The sequence below is a fragment of the Thalassotalea ganghwensis genome, from assembly GCF_053485795.1.
This window is the reverse complement of the sequence record NZ_JBQRUM010000007.1, coordinates 80891-99906: the sequence shown is the minus strand read 5'-3', so window position 1 is coordinate 99906 and position 19016 is coordinate 80891. Positions and strand designations below refer to the sequence as shown.

The 19016-nt window shown below is 40.0% G+C and carries 11 protein-coding genes; 7 read left to right on the top strand and 4 right to left on the bottom strand.

Features of this window, described 5'->3' with window-relative positions:
• Positions 1-40: 40 nt before the first annotated feature.
• Positions 41-778 carry a YciK family oxidoreductase gene (locus ACSLUH_RS09130; RefSeq protein ID WP_448566192.1) on the bottom strand — a complete coding sequence of 246 codons (738 nt, stop codon included), beginning with the start codon at positions 776-778 and terminating at the stop codon, positions 41-43.
• Between the two features lie 247 nt (positions 779-1025).
• Here ACSLUH_RS09130 and ACSLUH_RS09125 point away from each other — a divergent pair, with 247 nt between their 5' ends.
• Entirely contained in the window at positions 1026-3437 is a 2412-nt protein-coding gene (locus ACSLUH_RS09125) for a VolA/Pla-1 family phospholipase (RefSeq protein ID WP_448566190.1), read from the top strand.
• Between the two features lie 110 nt (positions 3438-3547).
• Complete coding sequence (gene sohB / locus ACSLUH_RS09120) at positions 3548-4591, top strand: protease SohB (protein ID WP_448566188.1); 1044 nt, start codon at positions 3548-3550, stop codon at positions 4589-4591.
• 99 nt (positions 4592-4690) lie between these two features.
• On the opposite strand, the gene ACSLUH_RS09115 is transcribed toward sohB, so the two are convergent.
• A complete protein-coding gene (locus ACSLUH_RS09115) occupies positions 4691-6037 on the bottom strand; it encodes a dicarboxylate/amino acid:cation symporter (RefSeq protein WP_448566186.1) in 1347 nt (448 codons plus the stop codon).
• Between the two features lie 170 nt (positions 6038-6207).
• On the opposite strand from ACSLUH_RS09115, the gene ACSLUH_RS09110 reads away from it, so the two are divergent.
• Entirely contained in the window at positions 6208-8538 is a 2331-nt protein-coding gene (locus ACSLUH_RS09110; RefSeq protein ID WP_448566184.1) for an Ig-like domain-containing protein, read from the top strand.
• A gap of 535 nt (positions 8539-9073) precedes the next feature.
• Here ACSLUH_RS09110 and ACSLUH_RS09105 read toward each other — a convergent pair.
• On the bottom strand, positions 9074-10183 hold the full coding sequence (locus ACSLUH_RS09105; protein WP_448566182.1) for an arginase family protein: 1110 nt from the start codon (positions 10181-10183) through the stop codon (positions 9074-9076).
• A 450-nt stretch (positions 10184-10633) separates the two neighbouring features.
• Here ACSLUH_RS09105 and topA point away from each other — a divergent pair, with 450 nt between their 5' ends.
• From topA to ACSLUH_RS09085, 4 genes are all read left to right on the top strand, one after another.
• Positions 10634-13288, top strand: coding sequence for a type I DNA topoisomerase (gene topA / locus ACSLUH_RS09100; protein ID WP_448566180.1), 2655 nt, complete (start codon positions 10634-10636; stop codon positions 13286-13288).
• A 183-nt stretch (positions 13289-13471) separates the two neighbouring features.
• Entirely contained in the window at positions 13472-15490 is a 2019-nt protein-coding gene (locus tag ACSLUH_RS09095) for a methyl-accepting chemotaxis protein (RefSeq protein WP_448566178.1), read from the top strand.
• Positions 15491-15891: 401 nt separating this feature from the next.
• Positions 15892-16800: a DMT family transporter gene (locus ACSLUH_RS09090; RefSeq protein ID WP_448566176.1), complete on the top strand. Its 909-nt coding sequence runs from the start codon at positions 15892-15894 to the stop codon at positions 16798-16800.
• A gap of 125 nt (positions 16801-16925) precedes the next feature.
• Entirely contained in the window at positions 16926-17294 is a 369-nt protein-coding gene (locus ACSLUH_RS09085; RefSeq protein WP_448566174.1) for a GNAT family N-acetyltransferase, read from the top strand.
• 151 nt (positions 17295-17445) lie between these two features.
• On the opposite strand, the gene ACSLUH_RS09080 is transcribed toward ACSLUH_RS09085, so the two are convergent.
• Positions 17446-18768 carry a M20/M25/M40 family metallo-hydrolase gene (locus ACSLUH_RS09080; RefSeq protein WP_448566172.1) on the bottom strand — a complete coding sequence of 441 codons (1323 nt, stop codon included), beginning with the start codon at positions 18766-18768 and terminating at the stop codon, positions 17446-17448.
• Positions 18769-19016 lie beyond the last annotated feature (248 nt).

The window sequence follows — 19016 nt, the reverse complement described above, 5'->3', positions numbered from 1 at the left end:
GCCGACGTTACGTCGGCTTTTTAGTTTTAAGAGAAGTAAACTACTGTGCGTTAATCACTTGCCCGTTAGTAGCGATACTATCATCACTCATCAAGTAAACATACAGTGGCATAATTTGCTCTGGCGTTGGCAGTGTCACTTGATTCTCACCAGGGTAGGCGGTTGCACGCATTTTGGTTGCTGTCGCTCCAGGATTGATCGCATTGGTTCTCAGTGTTGTGTTGTCATACTCATCAGCGATTACTTGCATCATCCCTTCTACAGCGAATTTGGACACACTGTAAGGACCCCAAAATGCTCTTCCTTTATTACCAACGCCAGAAGAGGTAAATACCAAAGAGCCATGAGGCGCCTTTTTCAAAGCCGGTATCAAAGCTTGTGCGAGTAAAAATTGCGACGTGGTATTTACTTGTAAAACATCTTGCCAAATTTGCTCATGAATTTGTGTAAAAGGAGTAAGCTCACCTAGCATTGATGCGTTGAGTAAAGCACCATCTAATTGACCAAATTGTTCAACAATCGTCGACACCATATCTAGGTAATTTTGTTTAGTTGCACCTTTCAAATCTAATGGCACAATCGCTGGTTCTGGCGAGCCTTGTGCGACTATTTCATCGTATACCGCTTCAAGTTTAGCGACGGTCTTACCCAATAAAATTACGCTAGCTCCTAGTTTAGCGTAAGTTAACGCAGCGGCTTTACCAATACCATCACCAGCACCAGTTACGAGGATTACTTTGTTGTCTAGGCAGTTGTCTATAATTGAATAGTCGTACATATTTTATTAAATAAGTTTTTTAAAGATGGCTAATTTTACTCTGCATAGCGCAGATAAACGAGTACAAATTCTTTAAAGTGGCCAAAAAATTAATTTCTTTAAAAAATAGGTGGCGAAATCACTTTTCTTGGGGTAAGTTTAACTGGTCTAACAAGTTTGATTAAACAGTACAAATAACGTCAAAAAGAATTAATCAGGCCGAAAAAGTGAAGAATATAAAGATGAAATGTCACATCAATGGGGAGATATGATGAAAAAGCTAGTGCTTAGTCTGGTAATTGCGAGTAGTTTAGGGCTAACTGCTTGTGATAGCGAGACTGTCAGTGATGTAAAAGAGCAAGCAGCAACGGCAGAGCCAACGGTAACGCCAATTGCTAGAGTGGTATTTGATCCGGCTGCAGATGAGCCGAGATTGTCTGTACCGAACGATTTATTATTTCAAGGGACACAAGATGGTACCTTAAGCATGCCTGTGGCTGAAGGTGCTGATGGCAGTGACCCTTATTTTGCCTTAAGTACGTTAGATGGCTGGTCAATCGCTCAACCATTTGTCCTCGATATCGACTTCCCTGAAGGCCGTGAGTTGGATGGCAACTCCGTTTTCAACCCCAATTCAGTGCGAGTATTTGAAGCTATTATGGGCGGGGATAGTTCAGATGCTAATTGTGCCAGCGTAACCCGTGGTTTTGCTTGTAAAGTTGTTGGTGAACTCACGTATACTGAAGACTTCGTTACGCAAAAGTCGGGTAACAGTATTGCTGTCGTTCCATTAAAGCCTTTAAAACCCAAAACTACCTATCTTGTGGTGTTAACCGATACGTTGCAAGACAGCAGTGGTAAAGCCATTGCTGGTTCTTCAACTTATGAATTGGTTAAGCAAGACATCACTACGAATCCGCTAGCAACTGACTCACAAAAAGGTCTGCAAGCTCTAATCAATAGTTTCGAAAATGCTGTAGAGGATGCTGGCGTTGAAAAAGAAAGCATTATTTATTCATTTGCGATGACGACTCAGTCGACTACCGATGTGCTAACTAGCTTAAAAGGATTAATGGCAAACAACCTGCAAAATGGTCAATTTCCTGTGGTTCAAGTACAAGATACTGGTTTATCCGTTGCAGATGTTTTGGCCTCCAGATTACCTGCAGAGTTACTTCCGATGTATAGCACGGCAAATTATTTAAAAGGTTCAATTACATTGCCTTACTATATGCCATTGCCTTCGGCTGAAAACCCTACAGCACCAACATCTGGCTGGATGAAGGCACTATGTGATTCTGGTGCCATGCTAGCAGGTTTAGCGGCAACCAACCCGAGTGCTATACCAGCAGAGCCGATTAGTGAAACAGATGCTACTTGTATGGCGATTTCTCAGGCGAGTGGATTGCCTGCACCTGGTTTACGAGACCTAGGTATTGATAGCGAAAGAAACTTAACTAAGTTTAACCCTATCCCAGCGCAAACTGCGATGATGCCAATTGAAGTTCAAATGACGACGCCAGATTATCAAATGGTAACTGCTGTCAGAGCAGCGCTTGGCTTGCCTGAGTTAGCGATGCCAGAAAACGGTTGGCCTTTGGTTATTTTACAACACGGTATTACTTCTAATAAAGAGGCGATGTTGATGATCACGGGTATGCTTTCACTTAATGGTTTTGCAACCGCTGCGATAGACTTTCCAATGCATGGTAGTAGAGGTTTTGACCATGATGGTGATGGAAACGATGACTTAAATGCAGGTATTACACCACTACACTATATAAACTTAGCAAGCTTATTAACTGTGAGAGATAACCTAAAACAAAGTGCTGCTGATATGTTAGGTTTGCGTCTTGGCTTAAACTTCATGGCTGCTGCCGATACCAGTGGTCAGCCAATGGATTTAGGTGTTAACTCGGGTGAAGTTCACTTTATGGGGATTTCTTGGGGGTCAATCCTTGGCATGAATATGGTAAGTCTTGCGAACAGTGAGTTAAACCCAGCCATAGATCCAATGTTTGAAGTGAAAACAGCAGCGTATTCCGCTCCTGGTTTGATGTTTGCAAATTTTGCCATGGAGTCGCCAGCTTTCGAACTGCTAGCTAAGTCTAACTTAGCTTACGGTGGCTCACCTGATTTCAAAGCATATATCGATACTATTTACCCGAATGGTTACACTCAGGAGCAGCTTAATGAAGCGTATACAGGCTTTTACGCAAGCTTAACGCCTGAGCAACAAGGGCAATTAGATGGCGTATTTGCTCAGTTTACTTTTGTTGCGCAAACCTTGACTGATTCGGGTGACCCGATTGGTTATATTGACATGCTAGCGGCAACGAATACACCAACGTATTTGGCTGAAGTCGTGGGCAACGGTATGGATAATTTACCCGATCAAGTGGTGACTAATACTGCGCCATTTACACCGTTAGGTGGCACTGAGCCTATTATTAGCTTACTTGACTTACCTAGTGTTAGTGAAACCAGTCAAGGTTCTGGTGCCGTAAGGTTTATCTACGGCCATCATGGTTCTGTATTAAGTCCAGCACCTGATACGGGCTCTCCAGATCAAGAGTTAAGTTTTAGAACATGGCAGGAAATGCAGAGTCAGATTGTCAGTTTCTTGGCGTCAATGGGACAAGTTATTCAAGTGAATGATACTGCCGTAGTAAAGCAATAATGTTGTAAATATTGTATAAAATATTAAAGCCCTCTTTATCGAGGGCTTTTTTTATGCAAGTATGCCCCCATCTTGAATGCAGTTTAATCCTTCTAATTAGGAGCAATGTTTTGGAATTTTTATACGAATACGGACTATTTTTGGCTAAAGCGATCACATTCGTGGTTGCAATTGCTGCAATTGTTGCAATTTTGGCATCAGCTGCGGTAAAGCAGGGAGGCCAAAAAGGGCATTTGGAAATTAATGACTTATCAGAACAGTTTAAAGAGGTAGAAGAAGAACTCGTTCAGCATTTGTTAACCAAAGAGCAGCTTAAAGAAAAAGAGAAAAAAGACAAACAAAAAGCGAAAGAGCAAGCAAAGGCTAATAAAAAGAACGCTAAAGATAATGTTGAAAGCGATGAAAATCGAGTATTCGTGGTTAACTTTAAAGGCAGTATTGATGCTAAAGAAGTTACGTCGTTACGAGAGGAAATAAGTGCGATATTGAGTGTCGCTAAAGCGACTGACGAGGTGGTTGTTCGTTTAGAAACCGGCGGAGGGATGGTGCATGGTTATGGCTTAGCATCGTCGCAGCTTGATCGTATTCGTCAAGCGAATATTCCCTTAACGGTATCGGTTGATAAAGTAGCGGCTAGTGGCGGTTATATGATGGCATGTGTTGCTAATAAAATTATTGCAGCGCCTTTTGCCATTTTAGGTTCGATTGGTGTTATTGCTCAAATTCCGAACTTTAATAAAATTTTAAAGAAAAATGATATTGAGTTTGAACAGATAACCGCAGGGGAGTTTAAACGTACTCTAACAATGTTTGGCGAAAATACTGATAAAGGCCGAGAAAAGTTTACCCAAGAAATCGAAGATACCCATCAGTTGTTCAAAGACTTTGTTGCACAGCATCGCCCTGAGTTAGATATTGCGAAAGTGGCCACTGGAGAAACTTGGTTTGGCACTAAAGCAAAAGAAATGGGGTTAGTCGATGAGATCACCACAAGTGATGATTATTTATATAGGGCCAGTAAAGATAGAAAGGTTGTTGAAGTTAAATATGAAATCAAAAAAGGGTTAGCGGAAAAATTATCAAAAGCTGCAGCGTTAACGGTTGAAAAAGTTGTCGGCAAAGTTTGGCAAAATAATCGTATTTTTCCTAGCTGATTAAAAATTAATGTCGATGAATTATCGTTTTGAAGTAACTAATGCATGATAAAAAGGGCTTAACATTGCGTTAAGCCCTTTTTATTCTCTTTTAATCAACTACGGTTGTTTGCTGTCTAGATGATGAAAGTCAATTTCTTCGATAGCTTGTCCGGCGTTCTCATCATAAAAAGTTTTTTCATCGAATTGTTGCTCTGATTTGCTAACAATAATACTTACCATACTATCGCCGGTAACATTGACAGCGGTTCTTGTCATATCGAGTAACCTATCAACACCAATAATCAGGCCAATACCTTCAACTGGCAACCCGACTTGATCAAGTACCATGGCGAGCATTATCAAGCCAACACCAGGAACTCCTGCCGTGCCTATTGAGGCTAGTGTCGCCGTAAGTACAACCATCAGTAAATCTGTCATGGTTAAATCAACATTAAATACTTGCGCGATAAAAACTGTCGCAACACCCTGCATGATAGCTGTGCCATCCATATTAATTGTTGCGCCTAAAGGTACCGTAAACGAAGCAATTGAGTTTTTCGCGCCCATTTTCTTTGTTACCGTTTCCATTGTCACTGGAATGGTGGCGTTGCTACTTGCCGTCGAAAAAGCAAATAACACTGCATCGCGCATTTTTTTCATAAACACGATAGGGTTTAAGCGAGTAAAGACCTTAAGTAATATTGAGTAGGTCACCGTGCCGTGTAAAATTAACGCAAATAAAACCACTAAAAAGTAACTAATTAAGTTACCAAAGGTACTCAGTGATAAGTCAGTAAATAATTTCGCTAATAAGCAAAAGACTCCATAAGGCGCTAAATTCATTAAAATGGTGACTAGGCGCATAATCACCGTGTTTAAATCTTCAAAAACGCTAGCAATTCTCTCTCCGGCTTTACCTGCAAGCGCTATAGCAATACCAAAAAGCAGTGCAAAAACGATCACCTGAAGCATATTGCCTTGTGCAAAGGCAGCAAAGGGGTTACTTGGAAACATTTGAATAAACACTTCTGCTAATGACGGAGCCTCACGGCCAGTAAAACTTGTGCTTGTTACCATATTTACCCCTTCACCAGGGCTAACAATGTAGGCTAGCGCCATGGCAAAGCTTATTGCAATGGCTGTGGTGACGAGATAAAGACCAATAGCTTTGCCACCAATTCGACCAAGTTTAGAGGTGTCTTTTAACGAAGTTGTGCCGCAGATTAGCGATACAAACACCAAAGGCACTACCAGCATTTTTAAACTTGAAACAAATATTTTGCCAATAACTTCAAAGACGCCATCAACAACAAATGCACGAGTAGAAAAGTCGAATAGCCCTAGAGGAATGATAAAATCTCCACCTTCAGGCATTAATTGCTGTAATAATGTACCAACGAGGATACCAGCAATCATGCCAATGACGATGCGTTTGGTAAGACTTGCATGTTTTTTATTTGTCATATTGTTTTTTTAATGAATATAATTGAGTGTAACTATAGTTAGATTAACAGCTATTTTGTTGATTAAAAACCTAATGAGTAACGCTTTTTTTTATTTGATAGTGACCTTTTTGTTTTTTTTCGGTTAAGATGGTAATCAGCATAAAAAATTTTATTCAGGGAGATGCTTTTATGGCGCTACTTCGACGCTTAAGTTTTATCATGGTACTACTAACCTTTATTGGTTGTGGTGGCGGAGATGGTGGTTTTAATACGGGGGGCGATGGTAACGGCGATGATGGCTCGACAGATGTGCCGTATCTAGAGGTCACCTTATCTGGCGAAGCTGTATCAGAAGCTGAGCCATTAAGCATTACTGCAAAAGTGATGAGGGGAGACGCTCCTGTAGTTGGAAAATTAGTAACCTTTACCTTGAGTGATGATGAGCTCGCTTTTTTTGAACCAACCAATGGTGCTAAAAGCACAGGCTCTGATGGTATTGCGGCTGTAACCTTGCACGCTGGTAGTAAAGCGGGTGGTGGTAATATTTTTGTTTCAACAACAGTGGATGGCGAGACTTTATCATTTGAAGTAGCTTTTGATAGTGCAGGAGACGGTAATACAGGTGGCGTGCGACAAGTCGCGACCATAGACTTATTCGCTGACAGTCAGCAACTTGCCTCAAGTGGTGCCGATGAAATTAACTTAACGGCAATTGTTAAAGATAATAATAATAATTTATTAGAGGGAGCAGAAGTTGTTTTTTCAGCCAATTCAGGCAGCATTCAAACGATTAAAACGATTACTGAAGCCGATGGTAAAGCGACCGCTTTATTGAAAACGGAAGGTAACTCTGAAAACCGTGTGGTCAATGTTACTGTTCAAAGTGATAATCAACAAGATTCAATAAACATTGCGGTGATCGGCACAACGATTACGATTAATGGCTCATCTGCACTTGCAATCGGTGATGAAAATAACTTTGTTGTCAAAGTGCTTGATTCAGACGGTAATGGTATTGCAGAACAAACTGTTGCCTTGGCATTACAAAGTGAACCCAATTCAAATGGTGTAGCTGACGTGACAATTCCTGCTTCTGTTACGACTGATTTTACTGGCCAAGCTAGATTTCAGGTTACGGGGAATACAGGGGGCAGCAATGCTATAATCGCTAGTGCTTTAGGAGCAGAATTTAACAAGGCAGTTTCTGTGCAAGCAGATTCTTTTTTGTATACCGAGTTCAATAACAATAGTGGTGACATAGTGAACCCTACGTCAACAGCGGTTCCTGATGTGTTTTTATCTAAATCAGCACAAGTTACTTTGACGTGGCTTCGTTCTGGTGTGCCAGTCGCTGATGGAACACCGGTAAGTTTTACCACGACCCGTGGTAGCTTAGTTGCAAATAATGCGACGACAGTTGATGGAAAGGTTACGGCTCATATTACCTCAGCTAATGCAGGTAGGGCAATTTTGACTTTTACGGGGGTAGATGGAAATATTGAGTTAAGTAATCAATTAGAATTTGAATTTGTTGCTGAAACTGCTCACCGACTCGTTGCTCAAGCTTCACCCAAGTCGATAGGGCCTAGTGAACAAACATCAACGATTTCAGTGGTTGTTAAAGATGTTAATGGTAATTTAGTTAAAAATAAAGCGATTGATTTTTCCTTGGAAGATACCAGTGGTGGTTCAATTTTTCCAGCGAGCGCTGTAACAGATAGTAATGGTAGTGCCTCTACAGTTTATACCTCTAAGACGGTATCCGCGCAAAATGGGGTAAAAATTACCGCTACCGTGCGAGAAACGCCAAGCGTTAATGATGTTGTCGAATTAACGGTTGCCGAACGAGAATTATTCATTGCTATTGGAACCGGAAATACCATCGAAGAAAGCCATGAAACAACTTACACTAAACGATTTGTTGCTTTTGTTACTGATATTGATTCTAACCCAGTTGCAGACCAAGAGTTAACTATCTCTGCAGTACCTGAGCGCTTTTATAAAGGGCAATGGGTACCAATCTATAGAGATGAAGCAGGCGGTGCTTTTTTGCAATGGGCAGCGGTGGGTGAGCGAAGAGACCCCGTTAATACCAGTGGCTTTTTGTATAGTGATTATTTTTCAAAGCATGCATGCCCAAATGAAGATAGTAATATTGACGGTATTATGGACCCAAATGAGGATACCAATGGGGATGGCCAACTTACACCGGGTAACGTTTTATCTTCTCTCGCTACTGTCAGTGTTGAAGATGGTGATCAAGCCTTAGTTGAGGCGGTAACTGATCAAGAAGGCAAAATCATTATTGATATGATTTATCCACAAAGTATGGCTGAATGGGTTGATATAAGACTAATTGTTTCAGGAAAAGTTAGTGGCACAGAAAGTTTTACACAAACTGTTTTCACGCTACCTGTGGCCGCTGAGGATGTATTAGATGAAGACATTACTCCACCGTTACAGAATGTTGGGAACATTGCACCTTGGGGGTTAATCGCTGATTGTACAAATATTGATTAACTCTTTGAATAAAGGCATAAATAATAAAGGCTCCGAAAGGAGCCTTTATTATTTGCCTGTTTGTAAGCTAGGTTAACGTTGAAACTGATAATAAAAGCTATTAAAACAAAACTAAGTTAGTTCTAAGTAATACCAATTGAAATAAATAGTTAACCAGTTCAGATCAATGTCAGGGAAGTTAGAATAAAGTAAATTGATACCGTTGTAGTCATTCTCGGCTTTGTCTCCGGAGTCGCTCTAACTCGTGCGTCCTTGCAGTCTTCCATCAAAGAAATTTGTGAAGTTATCACTTTCTTGACAAGCTCCCAAAGGGCGAGTTTAAAAGGCTTATATGCATCGTTATTGATTTTGACAAGGGTATAACCATTATCTGCAATAAATGCCTTGCCTCTAAGCCTTGTAATTCTCGCTGAATGATCAAATCTTTAATTCAATTGGTATAAGTTATGTAATATTTCAACGAAAAAGCCCTGATATTAGCTGTTGTCAAAACTTCCGCATCAGCTTTTGTATGCTTGACTATTACGCATTGGTTTTAATTAAAGTTCATTTGCTCAATTAAAAATGCTGAGATTTCCGCGCCTACTTTCAAGGTTTTTTGTGATGCTGCAGCGCCTTGGCCAGTACTGTCGGTAAAAGGGGCTATTTCCATCATATCAGCGCCAGTAATTGGGTATTTCGCCGCCAGAGAAGTGAGTATCTTCATCGCCTCTTCTGGCATAAGACCATCAGGCTCTGGTGTGCCTGTTGCAGCGGCAAAACTATCATCAATGGCGTCAATATCAAAACTAACATACAGTTCATCAATATTTTCATCAGCAAGCTGCTCATGGATACGGCTAATGATGGCATCGACACCTTGTTCTTTAACTTCGTGCGCCCAATGTTGTTTAACACCAAAAGTTGATTCCCAATGTTCTTTTGGTTTGCCACTGGAACGAATACCGATCTGTATTAAATGGTGATGTTCATGTAAGTCATCAAGAATATGGGTGCACCAAGAGCCAAAGCATAAATCGATGCCTAAGCGCTCAACTAATAAATCGGTATGTGCGTCAAAATGTATGATAGCGGCGCGTTTACCTTGTTTTTTCTTTGCTTGCAGGTAAGCCTTGGTTAATGGGTAACTAATCGAGTGATCGCCACCAATGCCAAAAATTCCCTTACTTGGAAATGTCGCGTAGAAATCATGCAAGATATTTTCGGTGATCGTTAATGGGCTAACAGCAAGTTCACTGTTTTCATCCTGATAAAGCGCTTTTCGACAATTGCTAATGGTCGGTTCATTAAGATACTTATCGGCTAACAGGTGAGGAATAACTCTAACATCACCAAGGTCAAATACATTAAGCTGAGGGTAATATTCTTTTAGTGCAGAGCGAACGAATAACGGTCCCCAGTTAGCTCCACGTAAGATACCGCCACCGCAGTCAGAAGCAATGCCTAATACTACCCCAAAACTTGATTGTGGCAGTTCCTTTAGCGAGTCAAGCCAAAGTCTTTCGATATTATCTGTTTGCCCGTAGAGCGCTTGATGGAGAGCCTCCTTGCGTTCTTTCGCGGTGTTTACGGTAAAGACACCGTTTCCAGGAGGACATAAGCATTGGCTTGCCTTTTGCAAAAAGTCTACTGTTGAGCTTGTCATAATATTGTCTCTTTGTTTATTAACTGCTAATGAGGTAAGTAAAAGTCAACATTGTTAATTTAGTCAATGTTTTATCGTATGTGTTATTTATTGAATATTGGTTTTCGCATGCCCAAACGTCACTGAATTAATCTCGATTATTAGGCTTTGTATTATTTTTTTACGTATAGCCCCTTAAGTTTATGGTAAAACTTTATTATCATGGCGCCGAAAACGGCATCATTATAACGAAATCAGAACATTTGTGTATAAATAGGCTAGGATATAAAGAATTATTTTCTTGTAAGCTTGCATAATTACAGATATATCTAATAGTAATTAAGATTTTCGTGTTTAATCGAATAAGTTTTAGCCGGACTGGTTACTAAATGCTCGCATGTAAACAGAGGGTGACTTTAAACAATATGAATACTGATCCGCAGAATCAGGAAATAGGAATTTAAATAGTTTATGGCAAAATCACTGGTTATAGTCGAATCACCAGCGAAAGCAAAGACAATCAACAAATATCTGGGTAAAGATTTTATTGTAAAATCAAGTGTCGGACATATTCGCGATCTTCCCACCGCCAGTACTGGCAAGAAAGTAGCGGCAAAATCACCTGCAGAAGTGCGTAAAATGTCTCCTGAAGCTAAAGCGAAATATAAAGCTAAGCGTGATAAAGAAGCACTTATCAACCGAATGGGAATTAATCCAGATAAAGATTGGCAAGCAAACTATCAAGTATTACCAGGTAAAGAAAAAGTTGTCACCGAACTTAAAAAATTAGCGGAAAATGCTGAAACTGTCTATCTCGCAACCGATTTGGATCGCGAAGGAGAGGCGATAGCTTGGCATTTGAAAGAAATCATTGGTGGTGATGACAGCAAATTTAAGCGTGTGGTCTTTAATGAAATCACTAAAAACGCCATACAACAAGCGTTTTCTACGCCTGGACAACTTAGTATGCCTGGCGTCAACGCTCAACAAGCAAGACGCTTTTTAGACCGTATTGTTGGCTTTATGGTCAGTCCTCTGCTTTGGAAAAAAGTGGCCAGAGGATTGTCAGCTGGCCGTGTTCAATCCGTTGCGGTAAAACTGGTTGTTGAGCGTGAGCGCGAAATAAAAGCTTTTGATCCCCAAGAATTCTGGGAGATCAGCGCTGATACCTTAACTCAAGATCAACAAGCGTTTAGTTTAGATGTTACTCATCAAGACGGTAAGGCATTTAAACCTCGAAACGAACAAGAGACAAATCTAGCGCTTGAAAAGTTAAATGGTGCGCAGTATACGGTTAGTAATCGAGAAGATAAGCCGTCAAAAAGCTCGCCATCTGCTCCTTTTATAACTTCCACTTTACAGCAAGCAGCGAGTACTCGATTAGGCTTTGGTGTAAAGCGTACCATGAGCTTAGCTCAACGCCTTTACGAAGCTGGTCATATTACCTACATGCGTACGGATTCGACCAATCTAAGTAAAGATGCTGTTGAGAGCTGTCGAGAGTTTATTAAAACCAATTACGGTGATAACTACTTACCAGAAAATGCCAAAGTTTATGGTAGTAAAGCCAATGCACAAGAGGCTCATGAAGCGATAAGACCATCTAATGTCAAACTCGAAGCTGCGCTGCTGACTGATATGGACGCCGATTGTAAAAAGCTTTACGAGCTTATCTGGCGCCAGTTTGTCGCTTGTCAAATGACCGCGGCGCGCTATACCGTTTCGACGATTACCGTTCAAGCAAATGGCTTTGATTTAAAAGCAAAAGGGCGCGTAATGCAGTTTGACGGTTGGACAAAAGTTCATCCTCAGTTGTCTAAAAATGAAAACGATAAACACTTACCTGATTTAGCGTTAGGCGAAGTGTTAACGTTAGAAAAACTCAATCCATCACAACATTTTACTAAGCCTCCCGCTCGTTTTGGTGAAGCGTCTTTAGTTAAAGAACTCGAAAAGCGTATGATAGGTCGTCCGTCAACATATGCTTCAATTATTTCTACCATTCAAGAGCGCGGCTATGTAAGACTTGAGAAGAAACGCTTTTATGCCGAAAAAATGGGTGAAATTGTAACAGACAGCCTGTCTGCTAGCTTCGTTAAATTGATGAGTTACAATTTTACAGCTGAAATGGAGCAAGAGTTGGATGAAATTGCCGAAGGTAAGATTAACTGGAAAGATGTTCTAAACCAGTTTTATAAAAGCTTTATTTCACAACTTGAACAAGCAGACAAACCGACTGAAGAAGGTGGAATGCCGGCAAACTCTCCAGTGTTGACGGATATCGATTGTCCGACATGTGGTCGTAAAATGGGTATTAGAACAGCATCGACGGGGGTGTTTTTAGGCTGTTCGGGTTACGCATTGCCACCTAAAGAGCGTTGTACAACAACGATGAACCTTACTCCAGGTGAAGAAGCCGTAAGTGTCCTGTCTGAAGATCAAGAAACCGAAGCATTAAGAGCGATGCACCGTTGTCAGAAGTGCGGTACTGCCATGGACAGCTACCTGATAGATGAAACGCGTAAACTCCATGTTTGTGGTAATAATCCTGTGTGTGATGGCGTAGAGCTTGAAACAGGTACCTTTAAAATTAAAGGCTATGATGGCCCTGTGCTCGAGTGTGATCGTTGTCATGCAGATATGGAATTAAAAAATGGACGCTTTGGTAAGTACTTTGATTGTACCAATAGTGAATGTAAGAATACTCGTAAACTGTTGGCCAATGGTGAGCCTGCGCCACCGAAAGAAGATCCGGTTCATTTACCTGAACTAACTTGCGAAAAATCAGATGCTTATTTTGTTTTAAGGGATGGTGCTTCGGGTATATTCCTAGCAGCTAGTACCTTTCCACGCTCACGTGAAACCAGAGCACCTAAAGTTGCAGAGTTAAAACAATTTAGAGATCGTATATCACCTAAGTTCTATTATTTAGCGGATGCGCCAGAAAAAGATCCTGATGGCAATTTGTCGATTGTTCGTTACAGTCGTAAAAATAAAGAACAATATGTGATGACTGAAGTTGATGGAAAAGCGACGGGCTGGACAGCATTATATCAAGATGGTCGTTGGGTTGAGCAATTACCTGCTAAGAAGCCAGCTAAGAAAAAAACCGTAAAGAAGAAATAAGACATTTGTTCTAACTATATGAAATGCCACTAATTAGTGGCATTTTTTTTGTTTACAATTTAACGGCAAAGTACGTATTATCTTTAAAGTATTTGTTTCAACTTTGTTTCTTGTTGATACATTAACTGTGGAATAAATTACAATGTCATCACTTAATAAAGTATTCCAACTTAGGTAGTATTAATGAAAATGTTTCAGTTAAATCAATTGAAGAATCGCTCATTAAAATGGCGGCTAGTCGTAAGTGTTTGTTCAATCGTTTCATTGATTTTTATCGGCTTATCGATAATTGCCATTGATCGGATCACGTCAGAGAGTACAGAGCGAATAAAATCAGGGTTAGCTCGTACAATCGAAACAGAAGCGAGTAATGTTAAAGAGCTTTTTGCTAGTCGTCAAAAAGTATTGCAAACAGCGTTTGATTCGATAACGATGCAGCAATGGCTAAAAAGCCGAACTGAAATGTGGAGCCCGTTGGATGACGAACCTCTTTACCCGATTGTTAACCAATTTTTAAAAAGAATGGTTGCTTCTGAGCCAGAAATTACCAGTTTATTTTATAGCCCTGAAGGTAGTCGTGAATATTGGGATGAAAGCGGAAGAATTCCTCAAGAAGTAATGACACGTCCAATCACGGATATACCTTGGTGGAAACTCACTTCGAGAGTCGGTAAAGCGGTAGTAAACGAACCCTTTGAAGATACTCGCACTAAGATCGTTTCAGCGGCAATAACCAAACCTGTCTATGATGAAGCAGGTCAACAGATTGCTATTGTTGGTATTGATCTAAAACTTGAAGCTATTCAAGATCAAATTGCCAACAATACGCAATATTTAGGTAAAGGCAACGCGTTTTTATTTCAAGATGATAAACGGCTAATTACCATGCTACCTAACACTGAGATTGCACCCGTTGATCGTACTTTAGATACACTCGATACCTTACCTGGCAATGAAGGCTTTGTTCAATTAAGTCAATTGAGTGATTCTTTAGCTTTTTATCCGGTCACCTGGCAAGAGCAAGAATTCCTTGCTGCGGTCGTTAAGGTTGATATGCAAGAGCCATTAATGAATTGGCGATTAGTATTGTTGTACCCACAATCTGAAATTGATGCGCCTATAGCAAAAGCCATTTGGCAACTAGTCTTTATGACTATTGGTTTAATTCTGGTTATAGGCTTTATTTTAAGTACGTTGATTAAGCGCGGCCTTCGCCCTTTGAATGAAGTTGGGGATGCAATGGCGCGAATCGTTAATGGTGACGGTGATTTAACTCAACGTTTAGAGGTTAAAAATAATGATGAAATCGGTCGATTATCAGATTTATTTAACGGCTTTGTTGACAATATTAATTCAATCGTTAAAAACAGTTTGCAAGTGTCTGTTTCTGTTTCAGAGGCAAGTGCGAACATGCAGCAAATGATGGTGCATGCAGATGAAGCGGTTCGAAATCAAGATTCTCAACTAGATATGATTGCCACAGCAACAACAGAGTTAACCCAAGCGGTGAGTGAAATTAGTCGAAGCGCTCAAAACTCGAGTGATGCCACCATAGAAGTTAAGCAACAAGCTGAACATGGCATGTCGCTTGCGACTCAAGCGGATAAGCAAATCAATGAGTTGGCAACAAGCTTCAAACAAACGGAAGACTTGGTTAATGAATTGAATATTAGTAGTGACCGTATTGGTGAAGTTTTGGATGTTATCGGCAAAATAGCAGATCAAACAAACTTGCTTGCCTTAAATGCTGCAATCGAAGCTGCCAGAGCTGGTGAGCATGGTCGTGGTTTTGCGGTTGTTGCTGATGAAGTAAGAACACTGGCCAGTCAAACACAAGATTCGACCCACAATATCCAAACGATTATTGAAGCGTTAAGAAGCAATACCAAGAAGGTATTAGAGGTGATGGTTGACAATCGAAGTCATGCCGAAGAAAGTGTTCAGCATGCCCAAACTATTCAGCAAAAACTATCAGAGCTTACAGCACAAGTAGAGCATATTCAGTTGCAGTCAGAAGAAATAGCGACAGCTACTTTGCAACAATCAACTGTGTTAGAAGATGTGTCGAGAAATATCGTTACAACAAGAGACTTGTCATATAACACTTCTGAACTCATGAATGAAGCTAATACCGCCGGAGGTGAGTTAAAAAATGAAAGTGATACCTTGCTTGCAAGTTTGCAGCACTTTAAAACAAATTAAGGCTATCTTCCTAACATAGCAGGAATCAAAAGTTTTTGTATAAATGTCTTAAATAAGTGGTTTTAAGGCAACTTACTAGTTGACTAATGTTTTAGTCTGTTAGAAACTGAAACTAAGAATTTTACAATAGAATAATTGAAAAAAAATGATGTTTAATACTTTTTATCAACAATCTACCATGCACCAAGTGACCCTTAAAATGGTTACCTGGTTAGGGGATATGTTGCTGCGGAAAAGTTAAACGTCAAGTTTTCAGGCTTATAAACCGCAGTGATGACTGCGGTTTTTTCGTTTTTAACGCCGTCATTTACTGTTCGTAAGTGCCACTTCATTTATTAGTGTTTCAGGGTGAAGTTTAACTTTAAGCTTGGGTCATTTATGGCATGTAAAGGAGAACTATTATGTCGGTGCCAATCGCCTACTTAGCTGTTGTACTTATTTGGTCAACAACCCCCTTAGGTATTGTTTGGAGTAGTGAAACCGTAAGCCCGACATTGGCGGTACTTGCTCGCATGGTCATTGCGTTAATACCCGGCTGGTTAATTTTAAAAAGTTATCGAATCGAGTTTCCTTGGCATAGAGAAGCGATGAAGCTTTATTGCTTTTCAGGCCTCGGTATTTTTGGTGGAATGCTGCTTTCTTATTTTGCGGCTCGCTATATATCTTCCGGATTAATGTCGCTTATTTTTGGCATATCGCCATTATTATCAGGAATACTCTCTAAGTACATTCTTAAAGAACCTGCTTTATCTGGCGCTAGAAAGCTGTCTTTGGTGGTTGCGCTATCTGGATTAGCATGTGTTTGCTACGATAAGATATCATTGTCTAGTGATGCCTATATAGGTCTTGTTTTAGTACTGTTGGCAGTGGTTTTCTTTAGTTTAAGTGGTGTGCTGGTCAAGAGCGTGACGATTAAAGTCAACCCGATGGCAACGACTGTAGGGGCGTTATGTATCACAATCCCATTGTTTTTTATCACTTGGTTAACTGTAGATGGCACTCTCCCTTATCAGCAATGGCAGGCAAAATCCTTATGGAGTATTTTGTATTTAGGTGTTATCGGTTCATTGATTGGTTTTATCGCGTATTTTTATGTTTTACAGCGATTGACAGCAAGCACTGTTGCGCTAATTACCATGATGACACCCGTACTTGCTATGACGCTGGGAGCCGTGTTAAATAATGAAACGATTAGTACTAATATTTTCATTGGAGCAATATTTATCGTCAGTGGTTTGGGAATTTATCAGTGGGGTGAAAAGCTAAAACTCCGATTTGTTGCCAATAAAAACTCTATAGAACCGTTATGATGTAATAAGAGTATGTCGAACAGGAATCATATTAGCGAAAGAGGATAGTAGTGAAAGCGGAAATCGGATTTAAAAAGGCTCTAGCAAGTGATCGAGAGTTTTTGTTGGCATTGAGGAAGTCAACTATGAATGAACACTTACTACGCGCCAATATTAACTTAACCGATGAACAACACATGATGCGTATAGATGAGCATTTTGAAGACTCGTTTCTTATCTTATTTAATGGAGAACCGATAGGTTTAGTTAAACTAGGTCTATTGACGGATAGATTTCATATAAGACAGTTACAGATTTTAAATGAATTTTGTAACATCGGCATTGGTTCGAAGGTGTTAAGTTTGATAAAGGAAAAGGCGAAGCAACGTTCATTGCCTATTACGCTAAATGTTTTGTTGGAAAATCCAGCCAAAAGGCTGTATGAACGAGAAGGATTTGTTATCGAAGGGCAAAATGACATTGAATACCAAATGCGTTGGGATGAAGGTGGTTAAGACTTATTGAGCTTTGGTGGTTAAATTTTTTTTTTGAGCAAGCCTTCTTGTTATCCAGTACCTGTGTTGACCATCGCATTGCTTTTTACACACCCATAAACAAAAAAATAGCGGTTATAGCCGCTATTTTTAATAACTAACAAGCATATAATTAATAAATTTTCCCATGGCCCGTCACAGCAGACTTATCTACACGTGTTGGAGTTATTGAACCATCAACGATGCCTTGAGTAGCTATGGCTAAATTTTCAATAACTTGATGCATTGAATTTAAGTCTAAACTGGCTAGGTCATCACTACTTTGATGATAATGCTCATCTTTATCAAGTTGAGTGCTGCTAAAGCTATGTGCCGGCACACCTAAACGAGCAAGTGTTGCATTATCTGAACGATAAAATAAATTCTGCTCTGGGTATGGGTCCTGATATATTTTGGCAGAGCTATCTTTTAGGTATTGGTTTAGGATTTCACCTAAATTTGAGCGTTCCATACCTGTCATCCACACTTGCCCTGGGCCAAACTTCGATGGTTTGCCGATCATTTCAATATTAATCATCGCAACAATATCATCCGGGTTAAGCTGCTCTGAAAAATATCGAGAGCCGAATCCACCTATTTCTTCAGCGGTAAAGGCGGCAAAAATCAAGTTTCGTTGATTGTCCGCTCGCTTGGCATAATATTGTGCTAGATTGATAACAGCAGTTGTACCAGAAGCATTATCATCAGCGCCGTTATAGATCGCATCACCTTCTTGATCAGGCTTGCGCCCTAAATGGTCGTAATGTGAGGAGAATAACACGTTTTCTTGCGAAGCCTTCTTACCTGGAAGTACACCGACTACATTGGTTAGTGTTTGTTTGGTAATGCTGTTAGTGGCTTGAATATTAAGGTTGTCGATTTTGGTTTCGTTACTTAACACGACAACGATACTGCCTTGCTCTTTTTCATTTAGTTTATTTAAACCTCGGGAAAAATAGGCTTTATAGCGATTAAACCATTGCTGATGAGCAGGGTTGACGATGACTAAGTGTTGCCCCCCTAATTGATTTATCTTAGATAATGTTGCTCTAAGGTCTCCATCTTCACTAACAAAGTGGGTACTTATATTCTCAATACTTTGCCATGAAACATTAGTATCAGTACTAGCAAAGGTAAGTTGATCTTCACCGTAGGACGCGCCGTTGATAGTTACGGTTATCGTTTCAGGCACTATTGACGTTATGGTAAAACTTTGCAGAAAACTCTCTTGGCCGTTAAGCGGCTTTAAGCCAATGTCATCAAAGCGACTGCTAATATACTGCGCTGCTTTATCAATATCTTTAGTGAAATTTCCTCTGCCATTGAGTTCATCACTTGCTAAATAACTAATATCATTAGACATCTGGTCAAAAGAAATATTATTACCCAATGCATATTGAGAGAAAGGAATGGTTACTGCAAATGTGATGGCAGCTGAAAGACGACGTAATATCATAAAGTATTCACGGTTAGTTAAGGTATACCTACTATTGAAAATATTTAAGCGTTTGGCAAGGGCTTAAATGTGATAAAACGTAAATAACTGCCTTTTAAAATAAACTCGCTGAATAGTTAAGATAAGAATGATTAATTTTATTTATTGAAACGTCGGTGATATGTTGCAAGCCAGTAACCATGTATATCGGTGATAAGCTGTTTAGTTTAATCTGATTCATGCGTTTACTGTCGTTGGCCGTTAACCCA